Source organism: Aeribacillus sp. FSL k6-2211 (assembly GCF_037966125.1).
Lineage (GTDB): Bacteria > Bacillota > Bacilli > Bacillales > Aeribacillaceae > Aeribacillus > Aeribacillus composti.
The window spans coordinates 203783-227457 of sequence record NZ_CP150190.1; the positions used below are offsets into that span (position 1 = coordinate 203783).

16 protein-coding genes, 3 pseudogenes, 1 CRISPR repeat array and 1 riboswitch are annotated in these 23675 nt (G+C 38.8%); of the genes and pseudogenes, 16 read left to right on the top strand and 3 right to left on the bottom strand.

Translation table 11 applies throughout. The features are described 5' to 3' along the window. Window positions 1-1092: 1092 nt before the first annotated feature. The 11 genes and pseudogenes from glmS (at window position 1093) to NSU19_RS01190 (ending at window position 16333) form a co-directional block, all read left to right on the top strand. Window positions 1093-2895 (top strand): glutamine--fructose-6-phosphate transaminase (isomerizing), encoded by a 1803-nt coding sequence (gene glmS, locus NSU19_RS01140; protein ID WP_130158663.1) that lies wholly within the window; start codon window positions 1093-1095, stop codon window positions 2893-2895. A 204-nt stretch (window positions 2896-3099) separates the two neighbouring features. Further along, window positions 3100-4878 (top strand): IS1182 family transposase, encoded by a 1779-nt coding sequence (locus tag NSU19_RS01145; protein WP_339198330.1) that lies wholly within the window; start codon window positions 3100-3102, stop codon window positions 4876-4878. A gap of 532 nt (window positions 4879-5410) precedes the next feature. Beyond that, complete coding sequence (ltrA, locus tag NSU19_RS01150) at window positions 5411-6670, top strand: group II intron reverse transcriptase/maturase (protein ID WP_094245397.1); 1260 nt, start codon at window positions 5411-5413, stop codon at window positions 6668-6670. A gap of 1179 nt (window positions 6671-7849) precedes the next feature. After that, window positions 7850-8397: direct repeats of the CRISPR family, unit length 30 nt; unit sequence GTTTCAATTCCTCATAGTTAAGATAAAAAC. A gap of 452 nt (window positions 8398-8849) precedes the next feature. Beyond that, window positions 8850-10469, top strand: coding sequence for a hypothetical protein (locus tag NSU19_RS01155; protein WP_339198333.1), 1620 nt, complete (start codon window positions 8850-8852; stop codon window positions 10467-10469). 9 nt (window positions 10470-10478) lie between these two features. Beyond that, window positions 10479-10967: an SMI1/KNR4 family protein gene (locus tag NSU19_RS01160; protein WP_144598439.1), complete on the top strand. Its 489-nt coding sequence runs from the start codon at window positions 10479-10481 to the stop codon at window positions 10965-10967. Between the two features lie 158 nt (window positions 10968-11125). Next, a pseudogene (locus tag NSU19_RS01165) lies at window positions 11126-11581 on the top strand (transposase); the annotation flags it as partial. Window positions 11582-11645: 64 nt separating this feature from the next. Then, on the top strand, window positions 11646-11933 hold the full coding sequence (locus NSU19_RS01170) for a polymorphic toxin type 35 domain-containing protein (RefSeq protein WP_144598438.1): 288 nt from the start codon (window positions 11646-11648) through the stop codon (window positions 11931-11933). Between the two features lie 2 nt (window positions 11934-11935). Next, window positions 11936-12370: a hypothetical protein gene (locus tag NSU19_RS01175; protein ID WP_339198336.1), complete on the top strand. Its 435-nt coding sequence runs from the start codon at window positions 11936-11938 to the stop codon at window positions 12368-12370. Window positions 12371-12808: 438 nt separating this feature from the next. Further along, window positions 12809-12970, top strand: a pseudogene (locus tag NSU19_RS01180) (IS110 family transposase); the annotation flags it as partial. A 520-nt stretch (window positions 12971-13490) separates the two neighbouring features. Next, window positions 13491-13865, top strand: coding sequence for an immunity 22 family protein (locus NSU19_RS01185; RefSeq protein WP_063386469.1), 375 nt, complete (start codon window positions 13491-13493; stop codon window positions 13863-13865). Between the two features lie 344 nt (window positions 13866-14209). Continuing rightward, window positions 14210-14353: riboswitch (cyclic di-AMP (ydaO/yuaA leader) on the top strand. Between the two features lie 144 nt (window positions 14354-14497). After that, window positions 14498-16333, top strand: a complete 1836-nt coding sequence (locus NSU19_RS01190; protein ID WP_339198339.1) for an APC family permease — start codon at window positions 14498-14500, stop codon at window positions 16331-16333. Window positions 16334-16887: 554 nt separating this feature from the next. On the opposite strand, the gene NSU19_RS01195 is transcribed toward NSU19_RS01190, so the two are convergent. The 3 genes and pseudogenes from NSU19_RS01195 to NSU19_RS01205 form a co-directional block, all read right to left on the bottom strand. Next, window positions 16888-17016 (bottom strand): hypothetical protein, encoded by a 129-nt coding sequence (locus NSU19_RS01195; RefSeq protein ID WP_268753447.1) that lies wholly within the window; start codon window positions 17014-17016, stop codon window positions 16888-16890. 192 nt (window positions 17017-17208) lie between these two features. After that, window positions 17209-17502 carry a hypothetical protein gene (locus NSU19_RS01200; protein ID WP_339198343.1) on the bottom strand — a complete coding sequence of 98 codons (294 nt, stop codon included), beginning with the start codon at window positions 17500-17502 and terminating at the stop codon, window positions 17209-17211. A gap of 324 nt (window positions 17503-17826) precedes the next feature. Beyond that, window positions 17827-17982 (bottom strand): annotated as a pseudogene (locus NSU19_RS01205) (HPr kinase/phosphorylase); the annotation flags it as partial. 276 nt (window positions 17983-18258) lie between these two features. On the opposite strand from NSU19_RS01205, the gene NSU19_RS01210 reads away from it, so the two are divergent. The 5 genes from NSU19_RS01210 to nagB all read left to right on the top strand — a co-directional run bounded on the left by NSU19_RS01210 (window position 18259) and on the right by nagB (window position 23674). Further along, window positions 18259-19632: a PTS transporter subunit EIIC gene (locus tag NSU19_RS01210; RefSeq protein WP_327847850.1), complete on the top strand. Its 1374-nt coding sequence runs from the start codon at window positions 18259-18261 to the stop codon at window positions 19630-19632. 95 nt (window positions 19633-19727) lie between these two features. After that, complete coding sequence (locus tag NSU19_RS01215; RefSeq protein WP_327847849.1) at window positions 19728-20795, top strand: MupG family TIM beta-alpha barrel fold protein; 1068 nt, start codon at window positions 19728-19730, stop codon at window positions 20793-20795. Window positions 20796-20797: 2 nt separating this feature from the next. Further along, complete coding sequence (gene murQ / locus NSU19_RS01220) at window positions 20798-21706, top strand: N-acetylmuramic acid 6-phosphate etherase (protein ID WP_339198345.1); 909 nt, start codon at window positions 20798-20800, stop codon at window positions 21704-21706. 49 nt (window positions 21707-21755) lie between these two features. Beyond that, the gene (gene nagA, locus NSU19_RS01225; protein ID WP_339198348.1) at window positions 21756-22943 is read left to right on the top strand and encodes an N-acetylglucosamine-6-phosphate deacetylase; all 1188 of its coding nucleotides are present in this window, start codon (window positions 21756-21758) and stop codon (window positions 22941-22943) included. Window positions 22944-22948: 5 nt separating this feature from the next. Continuing rightward, window positions 22949-23674: a glucosamine-6-phosphate deaminase gene (nagB, locus tag NSU19_RS01230; RefSeq protein ID WP_311066756.1), complete on the top strand. Its 726-nt coding sequence runs from the start codon at window positions 22949-22951 to the stop codon at window positions 23672-23674. Window position 23675: the final 1 nt, after the last annotated feature.

Consider the following 23675-nt stretch of genomic DNA (forward strand, 5'->3'; position numbering starts at 1 on the left):
TTAACGCAAGGGTGTCCGTGGTGACGCGGAATCTGAAGGAAGCGAGCGGCAAACTTTGGGTCTCTCGGAACACGAACTTCATATGAGGCTAGGTATCACTGGGTGAGTTTGCAAGACAAAACAAAGCCCTTTCTGCCGAAGGTGATACAGAGTAAATGAAGCAGATGGATGGAAGGAAAGATTACACTCTTACCCGGGGAGGTCTGGCTGGCACGCCAAGTAACCTTGGTAACCTATCTAGTGATAGATAGCTGAACAGTCAGAAGTCAGCAGAGGTCATAGTATTAGTTGGTCTAGAACAACTAAGAAGGACCGAACAATTAAGAGAGAATAGCCCTTGGCATTCAGTGAGTCATGATGAACACAGAAAACGTAGTACCTCACTTGAGGGAGGAAGCGGTGAATCCCGTGGGAGATCTCTTGGAGGGTGGAGTGACCACTGGCATAAAGAGAACAGCTATTCACGGAAGTTATAAAGACTTGCGTCAATTATCTTAATTGAACCGCCGTATACGGAACCGTACGTACGGTGGTGTGAGAGGACGGGAGTTAATCGCTCCCTCCTACTCGATTTATTTTTCGATTTTTATCTGAAAGTAGCTGGCGGATGCCGGCTACTTTCAGGAGGTTGTGGGGAGGCAAGCTCCCTTTCTTTATTGAATATTCATTGTATCGAGAAAACGCTTGAAATCATATAATACAATATGGAAAGACAGAAATGAATTGACGAACTGCTTTTCCATATTGTAATATATAAATTGTTTTAGCACATTCTAGAATAGAAAGGTGGGCAGTTAGAAAATTTTTTATTGTAAAGCGCCTGGACTAAGCAGGAGCGGACATCTGCTTAGTTGACGAGGAGGAGGTTTATCGAAGTTTCGGCGGATGCCTCCCGGTTGCCTTCCCGTACAGCCGTAAAGTCACGTCTTAAAACAAAGAGGCGACTCTTTGCACAAAAAGACTGTGACATAACGGGATACATTTTACAAAACATGTGTGAGGGGACAGAGAAGCTTTGATGGCTGGAAAGAGATCTGTCCCCAGTTGTTCAGGCTTCTTTTGTCCCCTTTAAATGGGGAGGAAACTAAGACTATGTGCGGAATTGTAGGATATATCGGACAACAAGACTGCAAGGAAATTTTATTGCGCGGTTTGGAAAAATTAGAATACAGAGGCTACGACTCTGCAGGTATTGCAGTATTAAACGGAGAAGGAACATATGTATTTAAAGAAAAAGGACGCATTGCGGAGCTTCGTGAAGGTGTGGACGCAAATGTTTCAGCTTCCATCGGAATTGGCCACACACGGTGGGCTACTCATGGAGCGCCTAGCAAAGAAAATGCGCATCCTCACCAAAGTGCATCCAAACGCTTTACACTTGTGCATAACGGTGTCATTGAAAACTATTTGCAAGTAAAGCGTGAGTATTTACAAAATGTTGAATTAAAAAGTGAAACGGATACGGAAGTTATTGTTCAAACAATTGAACAATTTGTCAACAAAGGTTTAAGTGTCGAAGAAGCATTTCGCCAAACATTATCCTTGTTGAAGGGATCTTATGCGATCGCTCTATTAGATGAAAATAACCGAGACGTGATCTATGTTGCGAAAAACAAAAGCCCTCTTCTTGTGGGACTTGGCGGAGACTTTAATGTTGTTGCTTCAGACGCCATGGCAATGCTGCAAGTAACAAATCAATTTGTCGAATTAATGGATAAAGAAATCGTTATTGTCACTCGTGATCAAGTGACAATCAAAAATTTAAACGGGGACGTAATAGAACGCGCTCCATATACTGCTGAACTTGATGCAAGCGACATTGAAAAAGGAACATACCCTCACTACATGTTGAAAGAAATTGATGAACAACCGCTTGTTATACGTAAAATTATTCAAAAATATCAAGACGAACACGATCAATTAAAAATTGATCAAGAAATTGTTCAAGCTGTTCATGAAGCGGACCGCATTTATATTATAGCGTGCGGAACGAGCTATCACGCAGGGCTTGTAGGAAAGCAATTAATCGAAAAATGGGCAAAAGTACCGACAGAAGTGCACGTTGCCAGTGAATTTTCATACAATATGCCGCTTTTATCAAATAATCCGCTGTTTATTTTCATTTCACAAAGCGGAGAAACGGCAGACAGCCGTGCGGTGCTTGTTCAAGTGAAGGAGCTTGGACATAAAGCATTAACTATAACGAATGTTCCGGGTTCAACTCTTTCCCGTGAGGCGGACTATACGCTGCTACTTCATGCCGGACCTGAAATTGCGGTTGCGTCTACAAAAGCATATACAGCACAAATTGCGGTTCTTGCCATTTTAGCAGCTGTTGCAGCTGAAACAAAAGGAATCAAGCTTGATTTTAACCTATTGCAAGAACTTGCCATTATTTCGAATGCAATGGAAACACTATGCGGCCAAAAGGATGAAATGGAACAAATTGCCCGAGACTATCTTTTGACAGCTCGAAACTGCTTCTTTATCGGCCGTGCCGTTGACTATTACGTCTGCTTAGAAGGCGCGCTCAAATTAAAAGAAATTTCCTACATTCAAGCGGAAGGATTTGCCGGCGGCGAGTTAAAGCATGGAACCATTGCGTTAATTGAGAACGGAACACCGGTCATTGCTTTATCAACCCAAGAGCATGTAAACTTAAGCATTCGCGGAAATGTAAAAGAAGTTGTTGCCCGCGGTGCATATCCATGCGTTATTTCCATGAAAGGACTTGAAGAAGATGATGACCGTTTCATCTTGCCAAAAGTTCATGAAGATCTAACTCCGCTTGTTGCCGTCATTCCAATGCAGCTCATTGCATACTACGCTGCCCTTCACCGCGGCTGCGACGTCGACAAACCACGCAACCTAGCCAAAAGCGTAACAGTCGAATAAAGCAATTGGGCAGTGGATATGTGGCTTTGAATAAAGTCATACCGTTTATAAAAAATTGCACAGTTTTAGGGGCTGTCCAAAAAGTCAGGGTAACTGACTTTTTGGAGCCCCTCATTTTTCACTTTTTAAAAAAAATGCACAAAAAAATCGTCCTTTCTAGTAAAATGAAGTTACCACACAACATTACAGAAAGGACGATTTTTTATGAGCAATCATATGATTACTCGTGAAAATTATAACACACAAATGACACTTCCTCTAGATGGAAAAGAAGAAAAAACTCCTGCCAAAAGAAATTTAGCCCCTACTTTCAAACCATATAACAACCGTCAAGTTCAAATGATTTATGATATTGAATCTCTCATACCCGAACATCACGTGGCACGTGTCGTGGACGAAATGGTGGAGGCGATACCAGATAAACAATTGTTTTCTCATTATAAAGGCGGCGGCAGAAGTTCCTATCATCCCAAAATGATGCTGAAAATCATTCTGTATGCTTATTCTCAAAAGGTTTATTCCTGCCGAGGAATCGAAAAACTCGTTAAAGAAAATATTCCTGCCATGTGGCTTTCAGCGATGCAACAACCAGATTTTCGCACCATTAATGAGTTCCGAGGGGAACGGATGAAAGCTTTCATGGATGAGCTCTTTGAAGTCATGATTCTCAAATTGATAAAAGAACATTACATCACGATGGAAAACTACTTTTTGGATGGCACTAAGATCGAAGCCAATGCCAATAAGTATTCTTTTGTGTGGAAAAAATCCACTTTGAAATTCGAAGAGAAATTAAAAGAAAAAATCCAAGAAACACTAAAGCACATTCATGAATTAACCCAATTAGAAGCCGGAACAGGGCAAAAGGAAAGCGATCAACATACAGAGATCACCGAACAAAACCTGGAGGAAACCGCAAAAGAAATAGAAGAAAAAGTTGAAACGCTAACGGAAGAAATCGAAAAGGAGACCGATACATCCATTCGGAAAGAGAAGCGAAAAAAACGCAGTCAATTAAAGAAATCGGTGAAACAAATTCGGGAAGATTTCCTGCCCCGAATGGCAAGATACAAAGAACAAAAGGAAATGTTCGGTGACCGTAACAGCTACTCGAAAACAGACAAAGACGCAACCTTCATGCGCATGAAAGAAGACCATATGAAAAACGGTCAGCTCAAGCCCGGATACAACGTGCAAATGGGGACAGAGAATCAGTTTATCTTGTTTTATACTATTCATCAACGACCGACCGATACACGTTGCTTTATCCCACATATGGAGAAGCTAGCCTCCACTTCATTACCGATGCCCCAAACAGTTATTGCGGATGCAGGCTATGGTAGTGAAGAAAACTATGTATATGCAGTTGGTGATGAGAAAGAGCCCCGGTTTGAGTTTCTAATTCCTTATGGGAGCTATGTAAAAGAACAAACACGTACATACAAAAAAGACATTAAAAATGCCAAAAACTGGACCTATTGTGAAGAGGATGATTGTTTTATTTGCCCGAATGGAAGGAGAGTAACGTTTAAAAAATACCAAAACAAAAAGAATCCATCTGGCTATGAACAAAGCTTCAAAATATACGAATGTGAAGATTGTACCGATTGCCCATTGAAAGCGAAATGCACAAAAGCGAAAGGCAACCGACAAGTTCACTGGAATCCCATCTTCGAAGAAATGAAAGCAAAGGCCAAAACAGCCCTTGAATGTGAAGAGAAAGCCGCTATCTACGCTCGACGCAAAGTCGAGGCAGAAAGTGTGTTCGGTCACATCAAGGGCAATCGGTCGTTCCGCAGATTTTCTTTGCGGGGCCTCGACAAGGTACATGTCGAGTTTGGGATTGTGGCATTAGCCCACAACTTCCTGAAAGTAGCCGGCATCCGCCAGCTACTTTCAGATAAAAATCGAAAAAATATAAAAGCAAGTGGAGAGAAACGAATTGTTTTTCTCCACTTGCTTGTGCGCCCGGCATGGGTGTAATCTATAGGGTGAAAGTCCCGAGCTGCGAAGGCAGAAGTAGCAGTTAGCTTAACGCAAGGGTGTCCGTGGTGACGCGGAATCTGAAGGAAGCGAGCGGCAAACTTCCGGTCTGAGGAACACGAACTTCATATGAGGCTAGGTATCACTGGGTGAGTTTGCAAGACAAAACAAAGCCCTTTCTGCCGAAGGTGATACAGAGTAAATGAAGCAGATGGATGGAAGGAAAGATTACACTCTTACCCGGGGAGGTCTGGCTGGCACGCCAAGTAACCTTGGTAACCTATCTAGTGATAGATAACTGAACAGTCAGAAGTCAGCAGAAGTCATAGTACTCTTTTCGAGCTCGAGACGAAAGAGGAAGGACTGAACAATTAAGGAGAACGAATCGCTAGGCGTTCATCTTCTGTGTGGAAGCAGACAATCCGATAGGACTTACTTGAAGGAGGAAGTGGTGAATCCCACGGGGGACTTCAAGAGGGTGGAGCAGAAGATGGCACAAATAGAAGAATTCGTTCACGTGGAGAGGATATCAATGTTGATGGAAATGATTTTGTCACGGGAAAATCTCCTGGCGGCACTGAAACGAGTCGAACAGAATAAAGGAGGTCACGGAGTAGATGGCATGTCCGTAAAAGACCTACGAAGACACCTCTACGAAAATTGGGACTCCATTCGACAGTCGTTGAGAGAAGGAACCTACAAGCCCTTACCCGTCCGTCGAGTCGAAATCCCGAAACCGAACGGTGGAGTAAGACTTCTAGGGATCCCTACCGTGACGGATCGTTTCATCCAACAAGCGATTGCCCAAGTGTTGACGAAAATCTTTGATCCGACCTTCTCGAACCATAGCTATGGTTTCCGACCAGGTAGAAGGGGACATGATGCGGTTAGGGAAGCAAAGGGTTATATCAAAGAAGGATATCGTTGGGTAGTCGATATAGACCTAGAGAAATTCTTTGACAAGGTGAATCACGACAAACTGATGGGGATCTTGGCGAAAACGATCAAAGATCGAATTCTACTGAAGGTAATTCGCCGGTATCTTCAATCAGGCGTGATGATCAATGGAGTGGTAATGGAAACGGACATGGGAACGCCTCAAGGCGGCCCGCTTAGTCCACTTTTATCAAACATCATGCTTCATGAATTGGATAAAGAGCTTGAGAAACGTGGACATAAGTTTGTTCGGTATGCGGATGACTGTAACATCTATGTGAAAACAAAGAAAGCAGGAATTCGTGTCATGAACTCCATTACGAACTTTATAGAGAAGGAGTTAAAGCTCAAGGTAAATAAAGAGAAATCGGCGGTAGACCGTCCTTGGAAACGGAAGTTTCTCGGTTTCAGCTTCACACTCAATAAGACTCCAAAGGTACGGATTGCGAACGAAAGTGTGAAACGTTTGAAGAACAAGATCCGTGAAATTACATCAAGGTCGAAACCGTATCCAATGGAGAAAAGGATTGAGAAACTGAATAAGTATTTAATGGGATGGTGCGGATATTTTGCCTTGGCAGAAACACCAAGTAAGTTCAAAGAATTTGATGAATGGATTAGACGAAGGCTTCGGATGTGTTTGTGGAAAGAATGGAAAACCCCGAAAACAAGAATTCGGAAACTCAGAGGATTAGAAGTTCCAAGCCATAAAGCATTCGAATGGGGCAATACACGCAAGAAATATTGGCGGATTGCCTGCAGTCCCATCCTACACAAAACCCTCGACAACTCCTATTGGAAGCGTCGAGGGTTAAGAAGTCTATTCGAAAGATATCAAGCACTACGTCATACTTAATTGAACCGCCGTATACCGAACGGTACGTACGGTGGTGTGAGAGGTCGGGGGTTAGTCACCCCCTCCTACTCGATCATTTTAGGGACTTATCGGACAGCCCCGTGTTTTTATGTCCAAAAGAAGAACATTTAAAGCTGATTAAAGTAGATCGTGGCTCAGGTATAGGTTTTGATATTGGCACTGGTTAAACATTCAAGACGACCTTTACTAGATCGCTCTGCTCGTTTAAAGGGAACTAAAACGAATAACAGCACAGATTTAGAACGAAACCACTTTGATTTAACTGAATATTCTGATTTTCATCATTGATATTGGAGAACAGTTTCCTTTATTGCCGTTGGAAGAAACAATTGTCATTTCCAATTGTAGTGCCCGGATTAAGCGATAAACCGTTTCCCATCCAGTAATTCCGTCTTCAGTCACTTCATTAAAACCAGCTCTACCTCCATAGGTTTTATTCAGTCATCTTTGAACCTCTAAAACTCTTTCATCCATTCTCCTTTTCTCCTTTCTTTTCTATGAACTTACAATTCAATCTTATTTTGTTTAGAAAAGAGAAAAATATAGTAAAAATCTTTAAAAAGTCAGGAAAAAGTAAACAATTCATTTAATCTTTTTTACGGTGATTTATAAAATTTTTGTAAAGTTATTACTAGCTCAAAAAGTTTAGTTTGTTTTCTGTAAGAAAAAAATACAGAGTGTTGCAGTATATCTTTATCAAAATTTTGAATAAATATACATATATGTATGTGATCTATCCACAAGGGCTTGACATGGATTCTCTAACGAGAAGCGTGCTTAAATGAAATGTCAGAGAAACAACGTGAAATGTTGATTTATAGGGTGATAACTTCAAAGAAGGATTTTGAATAGTGGAACATATAAAAGATTGATCAAAGATGCAAATATCGAGTATAAGTAAGCAATCCGAAGATTTTTCCGAGGCTTTTCCGTCAGACTTTCTTTTTCTTCTGCCTAAAATCTCTATAATCCCTTTATCGATGAGATCTCAGACTTTGTTGGTCTTTTTCCTGTGGTGTTTCTCACGGTATAGAATCGACATTTGAAAATAAGTATTGCAAAAGAATGTTGAGACTTAAGGATCTAGATGTAACTAATGTTGAAAGCCCTCATTTCAAAAGTGGAACGAATACTTCTTCTATTAATTATTCATGTAAGGTTTCAATTCCTCATAGTTAAGATAAAAACATACGCAAATATTATTTACGGCAAAGACACTGACGAGTTTCAATTCCTCATAGTTAAGATAAAAACGGCTGCGCTTTTGATTTTCGCGCTTTTGATTTTCCGGTTTCAATTCCTCATAGTTAAGATAAAAACAGATATTAAAGTCCGACGCTGATCGAGAAGTAGTATTGTTTCAATTCCTCATAGTTAAGATAAAAACCTAGCTGTCCATATGTACAGTCAGCTATTAAACTCTAGTTTCAATTCCTCATAGTTAAGATAAAAACCAAGAATTTGATGTCAGCTGTGACAAAAACGTCATGTTTCAATTCCTCATAGTTAAGATAAAAACATATAGCGTTTTATGGCACGGAATATGATTATGAGCGGTTTCAATTCCTCATAGTTAAGATAAAAACTACATTGAGCTGGCAAAAGCGAAAGTCATCAAACCGGTTTCAATTCCTCATAGTTAAGATAAAAACCCAAAAAAACGTTGTTAAATAAGCATTTCAATTTTTAATGCTTGACTGGTTATTTTTATTTTAACGAAAAGGGGAATTTTTATCAAATCTTTGATTTGCTTGGGCTCAATAAAGATTTGAAAGAGTCGTCGATCCCCGGGGATTTTTGCACGATTGGGGGTCGACGACTCTTTTTTATTTCCGTTTAAAACAGATTTCAAAGTTTGCCTGCCGACAATGAAATCCATGTTGTATCAACCATTTTACCTGACCCATCTGTTTTAATAAAGTAAACATCCGGCTCATTCCCTTCTCATTCAATTTTGGAAAAATTGGTTTAGGTCTATTCGATCGGTTCCTACGATCTAAAATAAGAACATGATCTGAAAAACGAATGGTATTTTTTACTTAAAATTCCCTTTTTTTCTTTCAATTTACCAAAACTTCCATTATTCTCTTATATAATGAAACGGACAGCTATTCCACATATTGGAATCCATTTCGTTTCAATCGGAGGCATAAAGGCAGTGGATGTCAAGTATATCCCTTCTGAATGGGAAAAGACGAAGAAAGGCATTGGCGATCTGGTCGGTCTCGGTATATGGGGCAAAGGCATGATTGATAAATTAAAAGATCTAAACGATCTTCTCGAAGACGTTCAAGCAGACATCGCCAAATATGACACAGATGGTGTCATCTCTTTCACCCACACAGACCGAAAAAAACAATATCAACAATTATATGAAGATTATCTCGTCTTGCACCGCTTTAGCAGCCGTGTCGGAGAGATTGTTGACCGCACCATCGATGATCCGTTTTATCAAGAGATCGATGCTTTTGTGGAAGCGATGCGCAACTTATCCATATCAAAGATCAAAACGAAAAATCACATTGGCGCCAAAAAAACGGTCGTCGCTCCCGGAGCATACGGCACGCAACAAACAATCGACGTGCCGAAAGCGGAAGTTGGACTAGAAGATCTGTTCATTGGCAGCAACTACTATGCTAAGTTGATAGAACGGGAATACGCTTCATGGAAAGAACTGAACCCTAAAGCAAATTTTTCGAAACAAGAATATATACAAACAGCATTGAATTCCCGGGCTTTTCAGTATGAATCGATCAAAGATGGGCAGATGAACAAAGAATTTTGGGGACAAATAACCGCACTGGCTGTCATAGTAGGCACTTCTTTCATTTGTCCGCCAGCAGGGATGGCATTGGGGGCAGCTTATGGTACACTGGAATTACGTTCAGCCGTTTCCGGAAAAGACTGGATTTCAGGGAGAGAGTTGAAAACAGACGAACGAGTATTTCGTGGTGTCCTTTCTCCATTGGATATCGTCCCTGGCGTAAAGGGGCTTTCCACATTCAGCAGCGCCGCCCGGTTCGCACCTCTTCTAGAAGCAATGGATCCCAAGCTATTTACAAGCTTGAAAGCTGGCTTGCACCAGAAATCACAACGTGCCTGCGACCTGGTTGTCCATGCGGAAAACAGCATATTGGCCCGCATCAGGAGTGCCAAGGCATGGACGAAAGAAATGCCGCAGCATTTAAAAACCGGTGCGAGAAAAGGTTCGTTGCAAGTCGGTCGGTTCGTAGACAACGCCGCAACAAACTTAAGACACCTCCTGCCAAGCCGGCAAATGGGATTGGCCATAGAAGGGGTTGGGAATGTTAAGGTTCCGGTGGAGAATAAGATTCAAGCTTGGTTAAGTAAGATGGATGGGATAAATGTAGGCGGAAGTAAAGCAGGCAACGATGGCGTTGAACTTGGCACTAAGGGTACGGGTAATGTTAGACCGTATGATGTCGTACCGTATCGTCCAAGCAATGCACCACTAGAAAATCACCATGGTATATTAGATGTCTGGGCTAAGCATAATGTACCAAACTATGTAAGTAGAGGTGCTGATACCCCTACAGTTGCTTTGACAAAAGCACAACATGATGTCACAAAAGCAGTATATAGACAATGGTTATACGAAAAAACCGGTAAAAACGTTGGAGGAAAAGTAGATTGGAAAACAGTTTCGCCGAGAGAAATGCAACAATTAACAGAGAGAATGTTCGATGCTGCTGGTGTTCCCCAGTCTGCTAGAAGAGGGTATTATCGTGCATTTCATCAATATATTTATCGGGAGTAGTGAAGAAAAATGAGGATTGAGAATTTAATTAATAAAATAAAAAGTTTAGGGGATTGTGTAGTTTATCCTCCAGCTGGTATTCCAAATGTGAGTACATCGCATATTTTACCTGATGATGTGTATAAGTTTTATGAGTTATGTGGGGGGGCGCTTTTATTTGAAAAGGCTGATTATTCCATTTTAATAGTCCCTCCTCAGGATTTTCAGTTAGCTAACCCTATTATTGTAGGGGAGTTATGTGAAGAAGATATTTCATCCGATTGGTATATCTGTGCAACGGATAGAAATGGAGAGTACATTACGATTGATTTGAATCCGGGTAGGCTCGGTAGGTGCTATGACAGCTTTTATGATAGGCATGGGGTGGTAGGAGAGTGTTCTATTATAGCGACTTCTTTTACCGATTTATTAGAACGATTGATAGAAAATAGAGGTAGACATTGGTACTGGCTACAAGAAGATTTTATACCGTTAGGTGATGCTTACGATGATTTTTAAAGCCATTTTTGAGAAAGGATGCTTCTCAGGATTCCTCCCCGGATTTAAAAAATTATATAAGGTATTTAACAATAAATTGAAAACCTTGACTGGCTATATGCCTTTCAAGGTTCTTTTTATTATTAATGGTTTCACTTAACAAGCAGGAAATGGCATTGGTCGAAGGAGAACTAAGAAAATTAATGAAATTACTCGATTACCAACTGGAGACAATGCCGGGGATTGATGTAGTGACAGCATCCGCCTTGGTTGCCGAGATTGGAGATATTCAGCGTTTTCCAAATGCCAATAAACTTGCTCGTTATGCGGGAATTGCGCCTGTGCATTTTGGCTCTGGAGGAAAAGGAAAAGACCACAAAAGCAAACAAGGCAATCGAACGTTACATGCGTTATTTTATCAATTAGCGATACAACAAATACAAGTGGCAAAAGAAAGTAAAAAGCCAAGAAATCCTATATTTTATGAATACTACCAACGCAAGCGAAAGGAAGGCAAAACAAAAGGACAAGCGTTGGTTTGTATCATGAGAATGCTGGTAAATATTATTTATGGCATGATGAAGAATAAAACCGCTTATCAATTGCCGAATATAACAGAGCGAAAGGTAATTTAATAGGTGGTCTTTTTTTATAATAGCTTTTAAGATTACTACATAGGGTACGGGTAAAGTTAAGCTATTGCCTTCTTCTAAAGTACATGATGCAATAGGGAAACTTAACAGTAATCAGATAAAGCATATTATAAATGGAAGTAAAAAATCTAATCATCAATGGGAAAAACTTGTGCCTGATAAGAATTGGGGGAAAATAAAAGAAATTATCATCGATGTAATACATAATGGTGCAGATATACCTTATAAATCTGTTTCTTCTAGAGTTAAAATGGTTAATGGACAATTGGTACAGGTGACATACAAAAAACTACCTGATGGAACAATAAGAATATCTGATGCGTGGGTGAAATAACTATGAAGGAAAAGATAAAGCAATTAATAACATCGGGTGATTTTCAAAAAGCAAAAGAATATATTGAGAATGAAGATAGAAATACTTTAGAGCAAGTTGTTCTTGAATTAGGATTTGATGAAGAGAGTATAAGTGCTTATTCATTTGTCTGTTATTTGATAAATAATAATGAGACTGCATATTATCATTACTTAGCTTCAGAGTTATTAAGTACTGCATTGTGCCATTTACCAGACGCTTACGCAAGTGCATTATACCATGCTAAAAGAGCAGTTGAATTAAGCCCTGAAGATGTTAGCTTGAAAGAACATTTGTTGTTATTCCATGACATTCCAGAAAAGTTAATTAGTAAAGAAGAAGCTAAAGCAATTGCTCAAGAAATATTAAAGATAATGCCAAATAGCGAAGCTGCAAAAAAAGTGTTACACAATGCATAAATTTAAAGACCTTGAAAGAGTATTATGACTCTTTCAAGGTCTTTTTTATAGGGTGTGTAGTGCCGAATAACTCCCTTTGTAGTACAACATATACAAATAACCCTTGAAACTCCTGCATGATAATTTTTAGAATTGCCTTGTACGCACAGGATGAGTTTGAAAAAGATGTCCAATTTTATAATTTTCATCAACAATAAACAGCTGAAAAATCATCAGTTACTACCGTTTTTATCTCCCAAAAGCTTACCTTCGCTTTCTCCTTGCCTTTTGAAATTTTTTTTCGCAACTTTTCCTCCCTTTATTCCGATTACTATAGCGAGAGCAGCTATGCCATGACCCAAAAGCATGACAGTTGGGATGCCCAATGTGTAGCGAATGTGTTAATCCGTCAATTCCCATATTTGCCTGATGTCATATATTTGTAAAGGCAGTAAAACTCCTCGAAATCCTGTGTTTTACGAGTATTATCAGAAAAAGCTAGCAGAAGGTAAAACCAAACAACAAGCGCTTATTTGCATTATGAGAGGACTTGTCAATATTATCTATGGTATGATGAAACACAAGACCGCTAATATCATGCCTGAACGGAAAGTCAGTTGATATAATGGGTGGTGGTTAGTGAAACTGCCATCCGTTTATAAAGTACATTTTTATAATTTCCTAAGGGTACTGTTAATCTTAATTCAGTTCCATCTGTAAAGAATGGTGAATTTAATAGATGGTTTAATTCACTAGCTCCTGATAAGTTTGATAAAGTATGGTCTGACCCTAGGTTAAGAAAAGCCATTGAAAGTAGACTTAGACATCCAGGTGGATTTCATGAGTGGCATTTAGTATCTCGAGCTCCTACTTTTAAACGGTGGGGTATAACAGCAGAACAAATTAAGGAATTAAGAACTGCTATAGAAGATGTGAAGTTTGTTAATCCAAAAGGAGTTCATGGCGGGAAGGGTTCTACGAAAGCTCATAATGAATTGTTAGAGATTATTGATTCTTCACCAGATTATGCAACATTTAAGAGACGACTCCAAAATTGGGCTAATTATAGACTAGAAGGTGGAGTGGAATCTTTACCGGAAAGTCTTAGACCGTAAAAAAGCTAAGGAGGAGTATGAAATATATGGAAAAGGAAGGGTTTGTATCATTATTTATTGGCAACTCTAAGTCATATAAGGATCTTCAAAACTATATTTTGAATAGTTATACAGAAGATGGAGATTTACTACCTTCCGAATTTGAAAAAGACTTTAACATTGATTACTATAATGAAGATTTTAGAGAAGTAGAATTCTATGATGAACCATCGAATGATTTACGTGTTCTACTTGAAGGTTTTTCTTATGATGAGGAGATAATTCCAAAATTTATAGAGCTTTGCGGTGAGCGTTTAAATCAAGAAGCGAACTCAGTTATTTTACTTTATAACTTTCAATATAATGGAAATGTCAATGAAAAAAATCAGTTTAGATTTTTAGGAACCGTACAATATAAGTAATTATAAACACCTTGAATGAGTGTGCGACACTCTTTCAAGGTTTCTTTTTTTATTTTATAAGAGGGGTGAGTGCCAAATAAACCACTATTGATACAGCCTATACTCATAACCTACGGAACTTGGAAAGAAGCATTGATGTTTTATTCAGTAAATTTAATCGAAATTTTTTACAAAACTAGATAATTTTGTACACGAATAATAAAACTGTTTAAAAATATATAATAATTGTTTAAAAATCAGGGCGATATAAAAGTTTTAACGCCTTACCCATTTACATGGCAACGATTATTTGTCTCTTTACAATTTTTCATAAACTGAGTAAGATAATTTCTGTAAAATTGAATATGATTAAATCGCTGAATCCTTTTAAGGAGCGGGGGAACCATTTTGTAACGTTTTGTTACTTGGGGTGAATCCTTGAAAAAGGAGGGGCTACTCTCATAGTCCTAATCCGACAGCTAACCTCGTAAGCGTTTTGGGAGGGATGTAAGTTGAATGATGTCTTTTTGGCCACTGAGTACATCCTCAGTGGTTTTTTATGTTTATGAAGATGCACATAAAAGTCCATACAGTTCATCAAGCTATAAGAGAGGAAAAAGCCTAATACTTTTAAGAAAGAAGGATTCTTGAAAATGGCTTATTTGAAACGGTTATTCATCGGTTCGCCAATGGAAACGAAACGATTGAAACATGAAAAATTACCAAAATGGAAAGAATTGGCAGTATTTTCTTCGGATGCATTGTCTTCCGTAGCGTATGCAACAGAAGAAATATTATTAGTATTGATGATATTAGGAACCAGCGTGTTTTTTTATTCCTTACCCATAGCTTTGGCGATTGTAGGGCTTTTAGTCATTGTGACTTTATCCTATAGACAAATCATTTATGCCTTCCCATCAGGAGGCGGAGCTTATGTAGTGGCAAGAGACCACATCAATACCACCACAAGCCTAGTAGCAGGCGCAGCATTAATGATTGATTATGTTCTTACGGTTGCGGTTAGTATTAGCTCAGCCGTTGCGGCTCTTACTTCTGCTTTTCCAGCCTTGCTTACTTGGAAGGTGGAAATAGCCATCGCTCTTGTATTATTGCTCATGATTTTAAATTTGCGGGGAATTACCGAATCAGCCACTGTATTTGCCTATCCAACCTATTTATTTATTATTTCAGTACTAGTTCTCATTATTGCAGGAGGATGGAAATTATATAATGAAGGATGGCATGGTTTTAATTATGCAAATCACGCTACACCTGAACATTTCTTCGCTAGTGGATACGGAGTGTTTATTTTATTAAGGGCTTTTTCATCCGGTTGTTCAGCAATGACAGGAGTGGAAGCCATTAGCAACGGTGTGCCATCGTTTAGACCTAACAGTTCCAAAAATGCTGCAATTACAATGGGATGGATGTCTTTACTGTTAGGCTTCATGTTTCTAGGTATTACAATTTTAAGTGCCGGCTTCGGAGTGACCCCAGCCGAACATAAGACTGTCATTTCTCAAATTGGAAGTCACGTCTTTGGCAATAGCATATTATTTTATATTTTTCAGATGATCACCATGTTAATTTTAGTATTAGCTGCGAATACAAGTTTTGCCGGATTTCCGCAGCTTGTTTCGATTATAGCTACTGACCGTTATTTGCCGAGAAGTTTAGCAGCGCGCGGAGATCGTTTGGTGTTTTCCAATGGAATTATTCTCTTGAGTATTTTAGCGATCATTTTAATTATCATATTCCATGGTAAAACACATTCTCTGATCCCGCTGTATGCAGTCGGAGTATTTCTTTCCTTTACGATCGGTCAATACGGTATGATTAAAAAAATATGGAAAGAAAAATCGAAAAGCAATATGGCCACATTGTCGATCATTATCACTGGAACAATTGCTACAGGATTAGTAACGATCATTACCGTTATAGCGAAATTTACACACGGTGCATGGTTAGTGATTGTAGCCATTCCATTGATCGTTGTCTTGTTTAACAAAATTCATGCTCATTATGAAACATTAGCTCAGCAATTAAAATTGGATAAAAGTGATCGGACTGAAACAAAAGAAATTGTGACTCCGAAGGTGATCATCCCGATTTCAGGCATTAGTAAAGTCGTTGATCAATCTGTACAATATGCAAAAAGTATTTCAGACGATATTACAGCCATTACAATTGTTTTTGCCGAAGAAGAAGAACAGAAAATACGCGACAAATGGTATAAGTTGTATCCAGATATCGAGCTGAAAATTATTTATTCACCTTATCGGACAATCCTTTCTCCATTATTGGATTACATTAATAAAGTAGAAAAAGAAACAAAAGGAGCAACCATAACTATTTTAATGCCGCAATTTATTGTGAAAAAATGGTGGCATACTTTACTTCATAACCAAACAGCGATCTTTTTAAGATTCTTTTTGATCCTGAAAAAAGACATCGTCATTGCAACGCTTCCGTACCATTTAAAAGAATAACATCTGGCTTTTGGCACTTGCTTAGGCGTTGTAAGTGTATATGAATCCGAGGATATATGTTCGAATTTCAAGAGCATATATCCTCTTTTTTTCATACGTACATCTATCCGAATCGATTCTGTATGCGGATATTAATAATGCGGCTCTTAATAACAGTTTTGATCATTAATTAAATGAAAACCATACGCACAGCGGTGTATGGTTTTCGGAAAGCTTTAAGCGAGGTATAAAAAAGCCCCTCCTAGTATTTTGGCTCGCCAACCAAATTTTATCTAGCTAGAAGGGAACTTTTTATGTCTTCTGACTTAAATAGTTAGTCACATACAAAATGTAATTGTAAGTAATCATATCATCTTTGCTGATGAGTTATAATAAATTGAAGAAGATAGAACAGCCAAAGCCGAAATCACAACTGAAACATGATGGAAAGCCCTTTTAAAAAGTTTAAGTTGGTGTATTTTTCGGATCCCAAAAATGCTGAACGATTAGCCCAAGAACCTTATCTTTCCATGACATGATCGTTAACCATATTTTCTTTTTCGATACAATAAAGTCTATTGATTCTCTTCGTTTCCGTAAAAGATAGGACTCTTTATTTCTTCTGCTTTTATCAAAGTCTGTAATTGTTCATCTGTAATTTTATTTTCGTCATTATTTTTTTCAATAAACCCCAATATATCCAAGTATCGGGTTCTCCAATTTACAAAGGTAATGAAGTGATGAAGCCAAAGAACATTGAAATAACCCATTAAAATTGGTTTTTAGTCCTGGGAAAGATATTTACATTTTGAAATATCAGCTCTATCAATCCCATATGTTTCTAATACCTCTCGAATATAATCGTCTGGATTCATGTTAAATAAAAAATCTAAGTTTCAACTACAATATGCTTGTGCTACATGACCTAATAAATTTTCGGTTAACGCTGCTATTTCACTATGTTCTATGTTTAATTCCTCTATATTTTTATTTGAAATAAATTGAACCTTTATATAGTTTTCTCTCGGCTCAAAAAATTGCTTATCTGTTTCACTAAGCCAAGAATAGTCCTTCAATGTACTTGGCCTCTTTTTATCTTCAATAATCAAAAAATTTGTACTTTCTATGTCGGGTATTTCAATTTTCCAAATTTCAAGTGAATTAGATTTTAGTTCTCTACTAATTATCATTTTTTTGATTCCACTCCTTTATATTATTTCATAGTAATTGTCAATCTAGTAAATTTTAAAAATATATATCCCGAAGATAAGTATAATTCATCACCACTTTTTGTGATTTTGGCAAAAAAGAAGAAAACACTTACGAAAACCTGGCAATAATGTTAGCTACCACACAAACATAAGGAGGTTTCGTAAGTGCTTTCTATATCACTAGAATTTCCAGAATTTGAAGTGATTAAACAACTTTCTTTCTCCAATCAATATTTTGTTCATGTTCAAAAAAAGTCATGAGGAATTGACAAGGGAAATTCGCTTATGGCTGCGAACTGCACCGACTCTCTCTGCTGGATAATAATCAAAATACCCGGCCATTTCAATTCCGGGGCGAGAAATATTACTCGTCGTGATCGGGCGGTTAATCACCTCTTCTCCGCTGATGAGCTCTAATTGAAACTTTTCAATTATGTCTCTCGTTCGTACCTTTGGCAACCTTTTAACCTCCTTTATCACAGCAATCCAATATATCATTTTTTATTTTAGCATTTTTCACTCTGAACCAAATTTTCATCAAAACACAGTGCCTTTTCGTTTTTACTGCTCATTGCGTTATATACAGTATCCAATTGTTAGAATGCTTTTTGCTCTAGTTTGATAGATAAATATTTTTGGAATGGTCTAGACAACTATACTAATAGCTGATAACATGAAATTGTAAACGGATTCATATTGTTTAAATGATTATCCTTACAATAAGGGGGAAAAGCTGTGCATAAAGAAGAGCGTTTGGCCAAAGAAATTATAGAACAGTTAGGTGGAACGGAAAATATTGCTGATCTTGCTTCCTGCATGACTCGTCTCCGAGTTAAACCTATTGATTACGAAAAGGTAAACCTCAATGGGTTAAAAAATGTTGATGGTGTCATGGGCGTAGTTGAAGCAGAAACATTACAAATTATTCTTGGACCCGGAATTGTCACTAAGGTTGCGAATGAGGTTTCAGACTTAACAGGTCAAAATATAAGGAACATTGACGATGAAAACAATAATCCCTTTGAAGGATTGGCAGCCAAAACAAAAGCTGAATTGAAAGAGAAAAACGCAACTCCTTTCAAGTTATTTTTACGAAGAATTGCCAGTATTTTTATTCCATTAATTCCTGCAATTGTTGCTTCTGGTCTTATTGCTGGAATAACAAATGTAATTGTCCGTTCAGGTGCAGATCCTGAATCAATCCTTATTCAGATACTAAACTTTATCGGATGGGGATTATTTAATTACCTCGGTGTCTTTGTGGGAATTAATACTGCAAAAGAATTTGGAGGATCTCCTGCTCTTGGCGGTGCGGCAGGTATTTTAATCATTAACCCTGGACTTGCCAACATTACATTATTCGGAGAAGAACTGGTGCCGGGAAGAGGCGGTTTAATTGGAGTCATGCTTGCAGCTGCATTTATCGCGTTTCTCGAAAAGCGGATCCGCAAATTTGTCCCTTCAGCGGTAGATATCATTGTCACGCCGACTCTAGCTTTACTCATTACCGGTATCGTAACACTGATCGTCCTGCAGCCTATCGGCGGCTTTATATCTGACTTGATTACAAAAGGGCTTTTAGGGCTTATTGATATGGGAGGAATAATTGCAGGGCTTATTCTCGCCGGAACATTCCTTCCTCTTGTTGTAACAGGTTTGCATCAGGGTCTAACTCCAGTTCATATGGAATTGATCAATACAATCGGAGATGACCCTCTACTCCCGATACTTGCCATGGGCGGAGCCGGCCAAGTTGGTGCCGCATTTGCAATTTACTTTAAAACGAAAAATGAACGTTTGAAAAAAGTAATTAAAGGGGGTCTTCCAGTTGGAATTCTTGGAATCGGCGAACCTTTAATTTTCGGTGTAACCCTGCCTCTCGGACGCCCATTCTTAACAGCTTGTCTCGGGGCAGCCGTCGGCGGGGCATTTCAGGCATTCTTTAAAATTGCCACCATCGCAATTGGAGTCTCGGGAATTCCGTTAGCTTTCCTTGTACACACGGATCAAATTATTCTTTATCTGTTAGGATTACTCGTTGCTTATTTCTTCGGATTTATTTTTACCTGGATATTTGGATTTAAAGAAGAAATGGCGAAAAATATCTAGCTGATAAACTTATTTTTTGAAGGAGGATACATAATTCCTCCTTCTTTCCGTATTGATTCATTTTCGTAAAATTCTGACTATAATGAGGTGATCATATGATCGGAATCTCCATTTATTTAAGTGAAGAACGGACAATACAGAACGTTCAATGGATTGAAAAAGCAGCATCTCTGGGATTGCGTTCTATTTTTACATCCCTTCATATTCCTGAGGATGATCCAAACACTTACCTATATCTTCTCAAAGATTTAGGAAGCTTGGCGAAAAAGTTTAACATGGAGCTTTTCGCAGACGTTTCCCCGAAATCTCTAGGCTATCTCGGCCTGGATTTTCAGTCGTTGGATGAATTGGTTCAATGGGGACTGACGGGAATCCGTGTTGATTATGGATTTACATCCGAGGAGATTGTTGAGCTTTCGAAAAAAATGAAAGTCGGTATTAATGCAAGCACCGTATCAGAGACGGAAATTGACATCTTGATAAACAAAGGGCTTATCGTTAAGAATGTCGAAGCGTGGCACAATTTTTACCCCCGTCCAGAAACTGGATTAGACACTAACTTTCTCATGAACAGAAACCGGTTTTTAAAATCGAAAGGTTTCACAACAGTAGCCTTTATCCCGGGAGATAAAGAGATGCGGGGACCTGTCTATGCCGGATTGCCGACATTGGAAAAGCACAGGACCGCATCACCTGTTACTGCTGCAGCTGAATTATTCCATTCATACGATACAGACAAGGTTCTAATTGGCGATCTTTCTGTTACAAATGATACTCTAAATCGCTTATCAATTATCGGAAACGGTATGATTCCATTAAGAATGAAGCCTATTAATGACCGAATCGAGAAGCAATTATTTAACCAGATCCATACAAATCGAATGGATCCAGCCAGGGATGTAATTCGTTCAGTTGAATCCCGTTCCTATGCTCAAAAAGGTACTGTACTTATTGCACCATCAAATCAGATGGAGCGGAAGAGAGGAACGATTACCATTGATAATCAATTATATGGACGCTATGCAGGAGAACTGCAAATTACCATTCATGATTTGCCAAAAGATGATCGTGTAAATGTAATTGGACATGTTATCGAAGAGGATCTCCCCCTTCTATCATTCATAAAAGCCGGAGGAAAATTTCAATTTATGGTGAGGGATTGAATATGAATATTTCAAAATTAAACACGGAACAACGTAATCCGAAAACAATGGATATTGACTTGATGTCTACCGAAGAAATCATTTCTGTAATTAACCAGGAAGACACACTTGTTCCAAATGCCATCGCAAGAGAAATTCCAGTCATTGCGAAAGTCGTTGATCTGATTATTGATTCCTTTAAAAAAGGAGGACGGTTAATTTATGTTGGGGCCGGAACCTCAGGTAGAATTGGAATCCTTGATGCATCTGAGTGCCCTCCTACTTATGGAACGGATCCGAATATGGTCATCGCAATGATTGCCGGAGGGAAAAAAGCAATAACCGAAGCCATCGAAGGAGCGGAAGATGATTTGGAGCAAGGTAGTAATGACTTAAGGAATTTACATTTAACTCAAAAAGATGTAGTTGTTGGAATTGCTGCAAGCGGCCGCACCCCATATACAATAGGAGCATTGCAATATGCAAATGAAGTAGGAGCCTTAACTGTTTCTGTTGTTTGTACAAGGGACTCAAAAATGGAAAAAATCTCAAAATTTACGATTGCCCCGATTGTTGGTCCTGAAGTCATAACAGGCTCTACAAGAATGAAAGCCGGAACAGCACAAAAACTTGTTCTTAATATGCTTTCAACAGCTTCTATGATTAAGATGGGAAAAGTATACAGTAATTTAATGGTTGATGTCCAAATGAAGAATGAAAAGTTGTTTAAAAGGGCTGAAAATATTGTTAAAATGGCTACCGGTGCGGATTCAGAGGAAGTTAAACAGGCTCTAGCTGAACAAAACTACAATACAAAAGCGGCTATTTTACAAATTGTAACTGGCTTAAAAGGAAACGATGTCATAAACCTATTAGAAAAGCATTCCGGTTATTTGCGGAATGCAATTGAGGGATTTTATTCTTTAAAATAAATTCATTACTAACCATCTATAGATCTGCAAAAGAATGGAGATGAAGTCTATGAACCGACTTCTTTTAAAAAACGGAAAAGTGGCACTAGAAAAAGAGATCATAAATAAAGGCTTTATCTATATAGAAGGTAACAAAATTATTGATATTGGTAATTTAGACAGCCTTCCCAGTCTGAGCAAAGATATACAGGTTATTGAATTGCCAGAAGAATACATTTCAGTTCCCGGTTTTATCGATCTTCATATTCACGGAGCGGGTGGAGCAGATACGATGGACGCAACGACAGAAGCATTATCAACGATGTCGGGCATTCTTCCGGCTGAAGGAACGACAAGCTTTTTAGCAACAACCATTACACAGGAAATAAAGAGCATTGAAGATGCCTTAAAAAACGTTGCAAATTACCGGAAACATCATAATGAAGCCGGAGAAGCTGAAATTCTCGGCATTCATCTTGAAGGGCCGTTTATCAATGAAAAACGGGCCGGAGCTCAGCCTGTCGAGCATATACTCGCGCCGGATATTGACCTTTTTAAACGATGGCAAGAGTTGGCTGAAAACGGGATAAAACTTGTAACGATGGCACCTGAACAAGAAAACGGCTTGGAGTTTGTCCGTTATCTGGATCAATCCGGAGTCGTTGCCTCAATCGGCCATTCGGATGCGACATACGAAGAAACAGTAAAGGCTGTGGATGCCGGCGCGAAACATGTCACCCATTTATTTAACGGAATGAGAGGACTGCATCATCGCGAGCCCGGAATCGCAGGAGCAGCTCTTCTACTGAAACAATTGATGGTCGAAATCATTGCAGACGGAATTCATGTCTGTCCTGAAATGATTCAACTTTCTTTGCAGACAAAAGGAACAGACCGAATGATTTTAATTACAGATTCTATGAGGGCGAAGTGTTTAAAAAATGGAACATATGACCTCGGAGGCAAGGATGTGACCGTAAAAGATGGGAAAGCACTGTTAGAAAACGGAACCCTCGCCGGAAGCATTTTAAAAATGAAAGATTCGATTCAAAATATGATACAATTCACAGGGATTTCACTTTTAGAAGCTATTCAGCTGGCAAGCGTAAACCCGGCGAAACAAATGGGTGTCTATGACCGTAAAGGAAGCTTGGCACCCGGAAAAGACGCTGATATCGTCATTCTTGATGAAAACAATGAAGTGTTTACGACTTTCTGCCGCGGAAAATTAGCATATAAAAAGGGAGGAGAGAACTGAGTAAAATGAATATTATAAAAGCTGAAAATTATGATGAAATGAGCCATATGGCTGCAAGAAAAATCATTGAAAAGGTAAGGATCAATCCAAAAATAACACTTGGACTTGCGACCGGGAGCACTCCTATAGGCGTTTATAAAAAATTAATTGAAGACCACAAAACGAACGGAACAACTTATAAACAAGTCACAACCGTCAATCTTGATGAATACAGCGGAATCGACCGAAACGATCCAAACAGCTATCATTATTTCATGTGTGAACAATTGTTCAACCATATTGATATCCCGCATGAACAGACTTACATTCCGGACGGGATGGCGAAAGATCTTCAACTCGAATGTTCACGATTTGAGAGCGTCGTTCAAAAACTTGGCGGTGTGGACGTTCAGCTTTTGGGAATCGGCCATAACGGTCACATCGGCTTCAATGAACCGGGAACTTCGTTTAAAAGCCGCACTCATGTCGTAGCACTAACTGAAAGTACACGAAAAGCAAATGCTCGATTTTTTCCTTCTATAGAAGACGTGCCTGCTCATGCGATCACAATGGGAATTGCAACGATCATGGAAAGCAAGGAAATTATTTTACTAGCATCAGGCACATCAAAAGCAGAAGCAATTGCAAGACTAGTAAATGGCGAAGTAAATGAAGATTTCCCGGCATCCTTACTAAAGCTTCATAACAATGTGACAATCATTGCGGACAAAGATGCATTGCAATTGGTTTAGC

Bases quoted from the DNA above. Each gene is read 5' to 3' on its own strand.
- glmS (WP_130158663.1), top strand. From the start codon at position 1,093: ATGTGCGGAATTGTAGGATATATCGGACAACAAGACTGCAAGGAAATT.
- NSU19_RS01145 (WP_339198330.1), top strand. From the start codon at position 3,100: ATGAGCAATCATATGATTACTCGTGAAAATTATAACACACAAATGACA.
- ltrA (WP_094245397.1), top strand. From the start codon at position 5,411: ATGTTGATGGAAATGATTTTGTCACGGGAAAATCTCCTGGCGGCACTG.
- NSU19_RS01160 (WP_144598439.1), top strand. From the start codon at position 10,479: ATGAGGATTGAGAATTTAATTAATAAAATAAAAAGTTTAGGGGATTGT.
- NSU19_RS01175 (WP_339198336.1), top strand. From the start codon at position 11,936: ATGAAGGAAAAGATAAAGCAATTAATAACATCGGGTGATTTTCAAAAA.
- NSU19_RS01185 (WP_063386469.1), top strand. From the start codon at position 13,491: ATGGAAAAGGAAGGGTTTGTATCATTATTTATTGGCAACTCTAAGTCA.
- NSU19_RS01190 (WP_339198339.1), top strand. From the start codon at position 14,498: ATGGCTTATTTGAAACGGTTATTCATCGGTTCGCCAATGGAAACGAAA.
- NSU19_RS01200 (WP_339198343.1), bottom strand. From the start codon at position 17,502: ATGATAATTAGTAGAGAACTAAAATCTAATTCACTTGAAATTTGGAAA.
- NSU19_RS01215 (WP_327847849.1), top strand. From the start codon at position 19,728: ATGATCGGAATCTCCATTTATTTAAGTGAAGAACGGACAATACAGAAC.
- murQ (WP_339198345.1), top strand. From the start codon at position 20,798: ATGAATATTTCAAAATTAAACACGGAACAACGTAATCCGAAAACAATG.
- nagA (WP_339198348.1), top strand. From the start codon at position 21,756: ATGAACCGACTTCTTTTAAAAAACGGAAAAGTGGCACTAGAAAAAGAG.
- nagB (WP_311066756.1), top strand. From the start codon at position 22,949: ATGAATATTATAAAAGCTGAAAATTATGATGAAATGAGCCATATGGCT.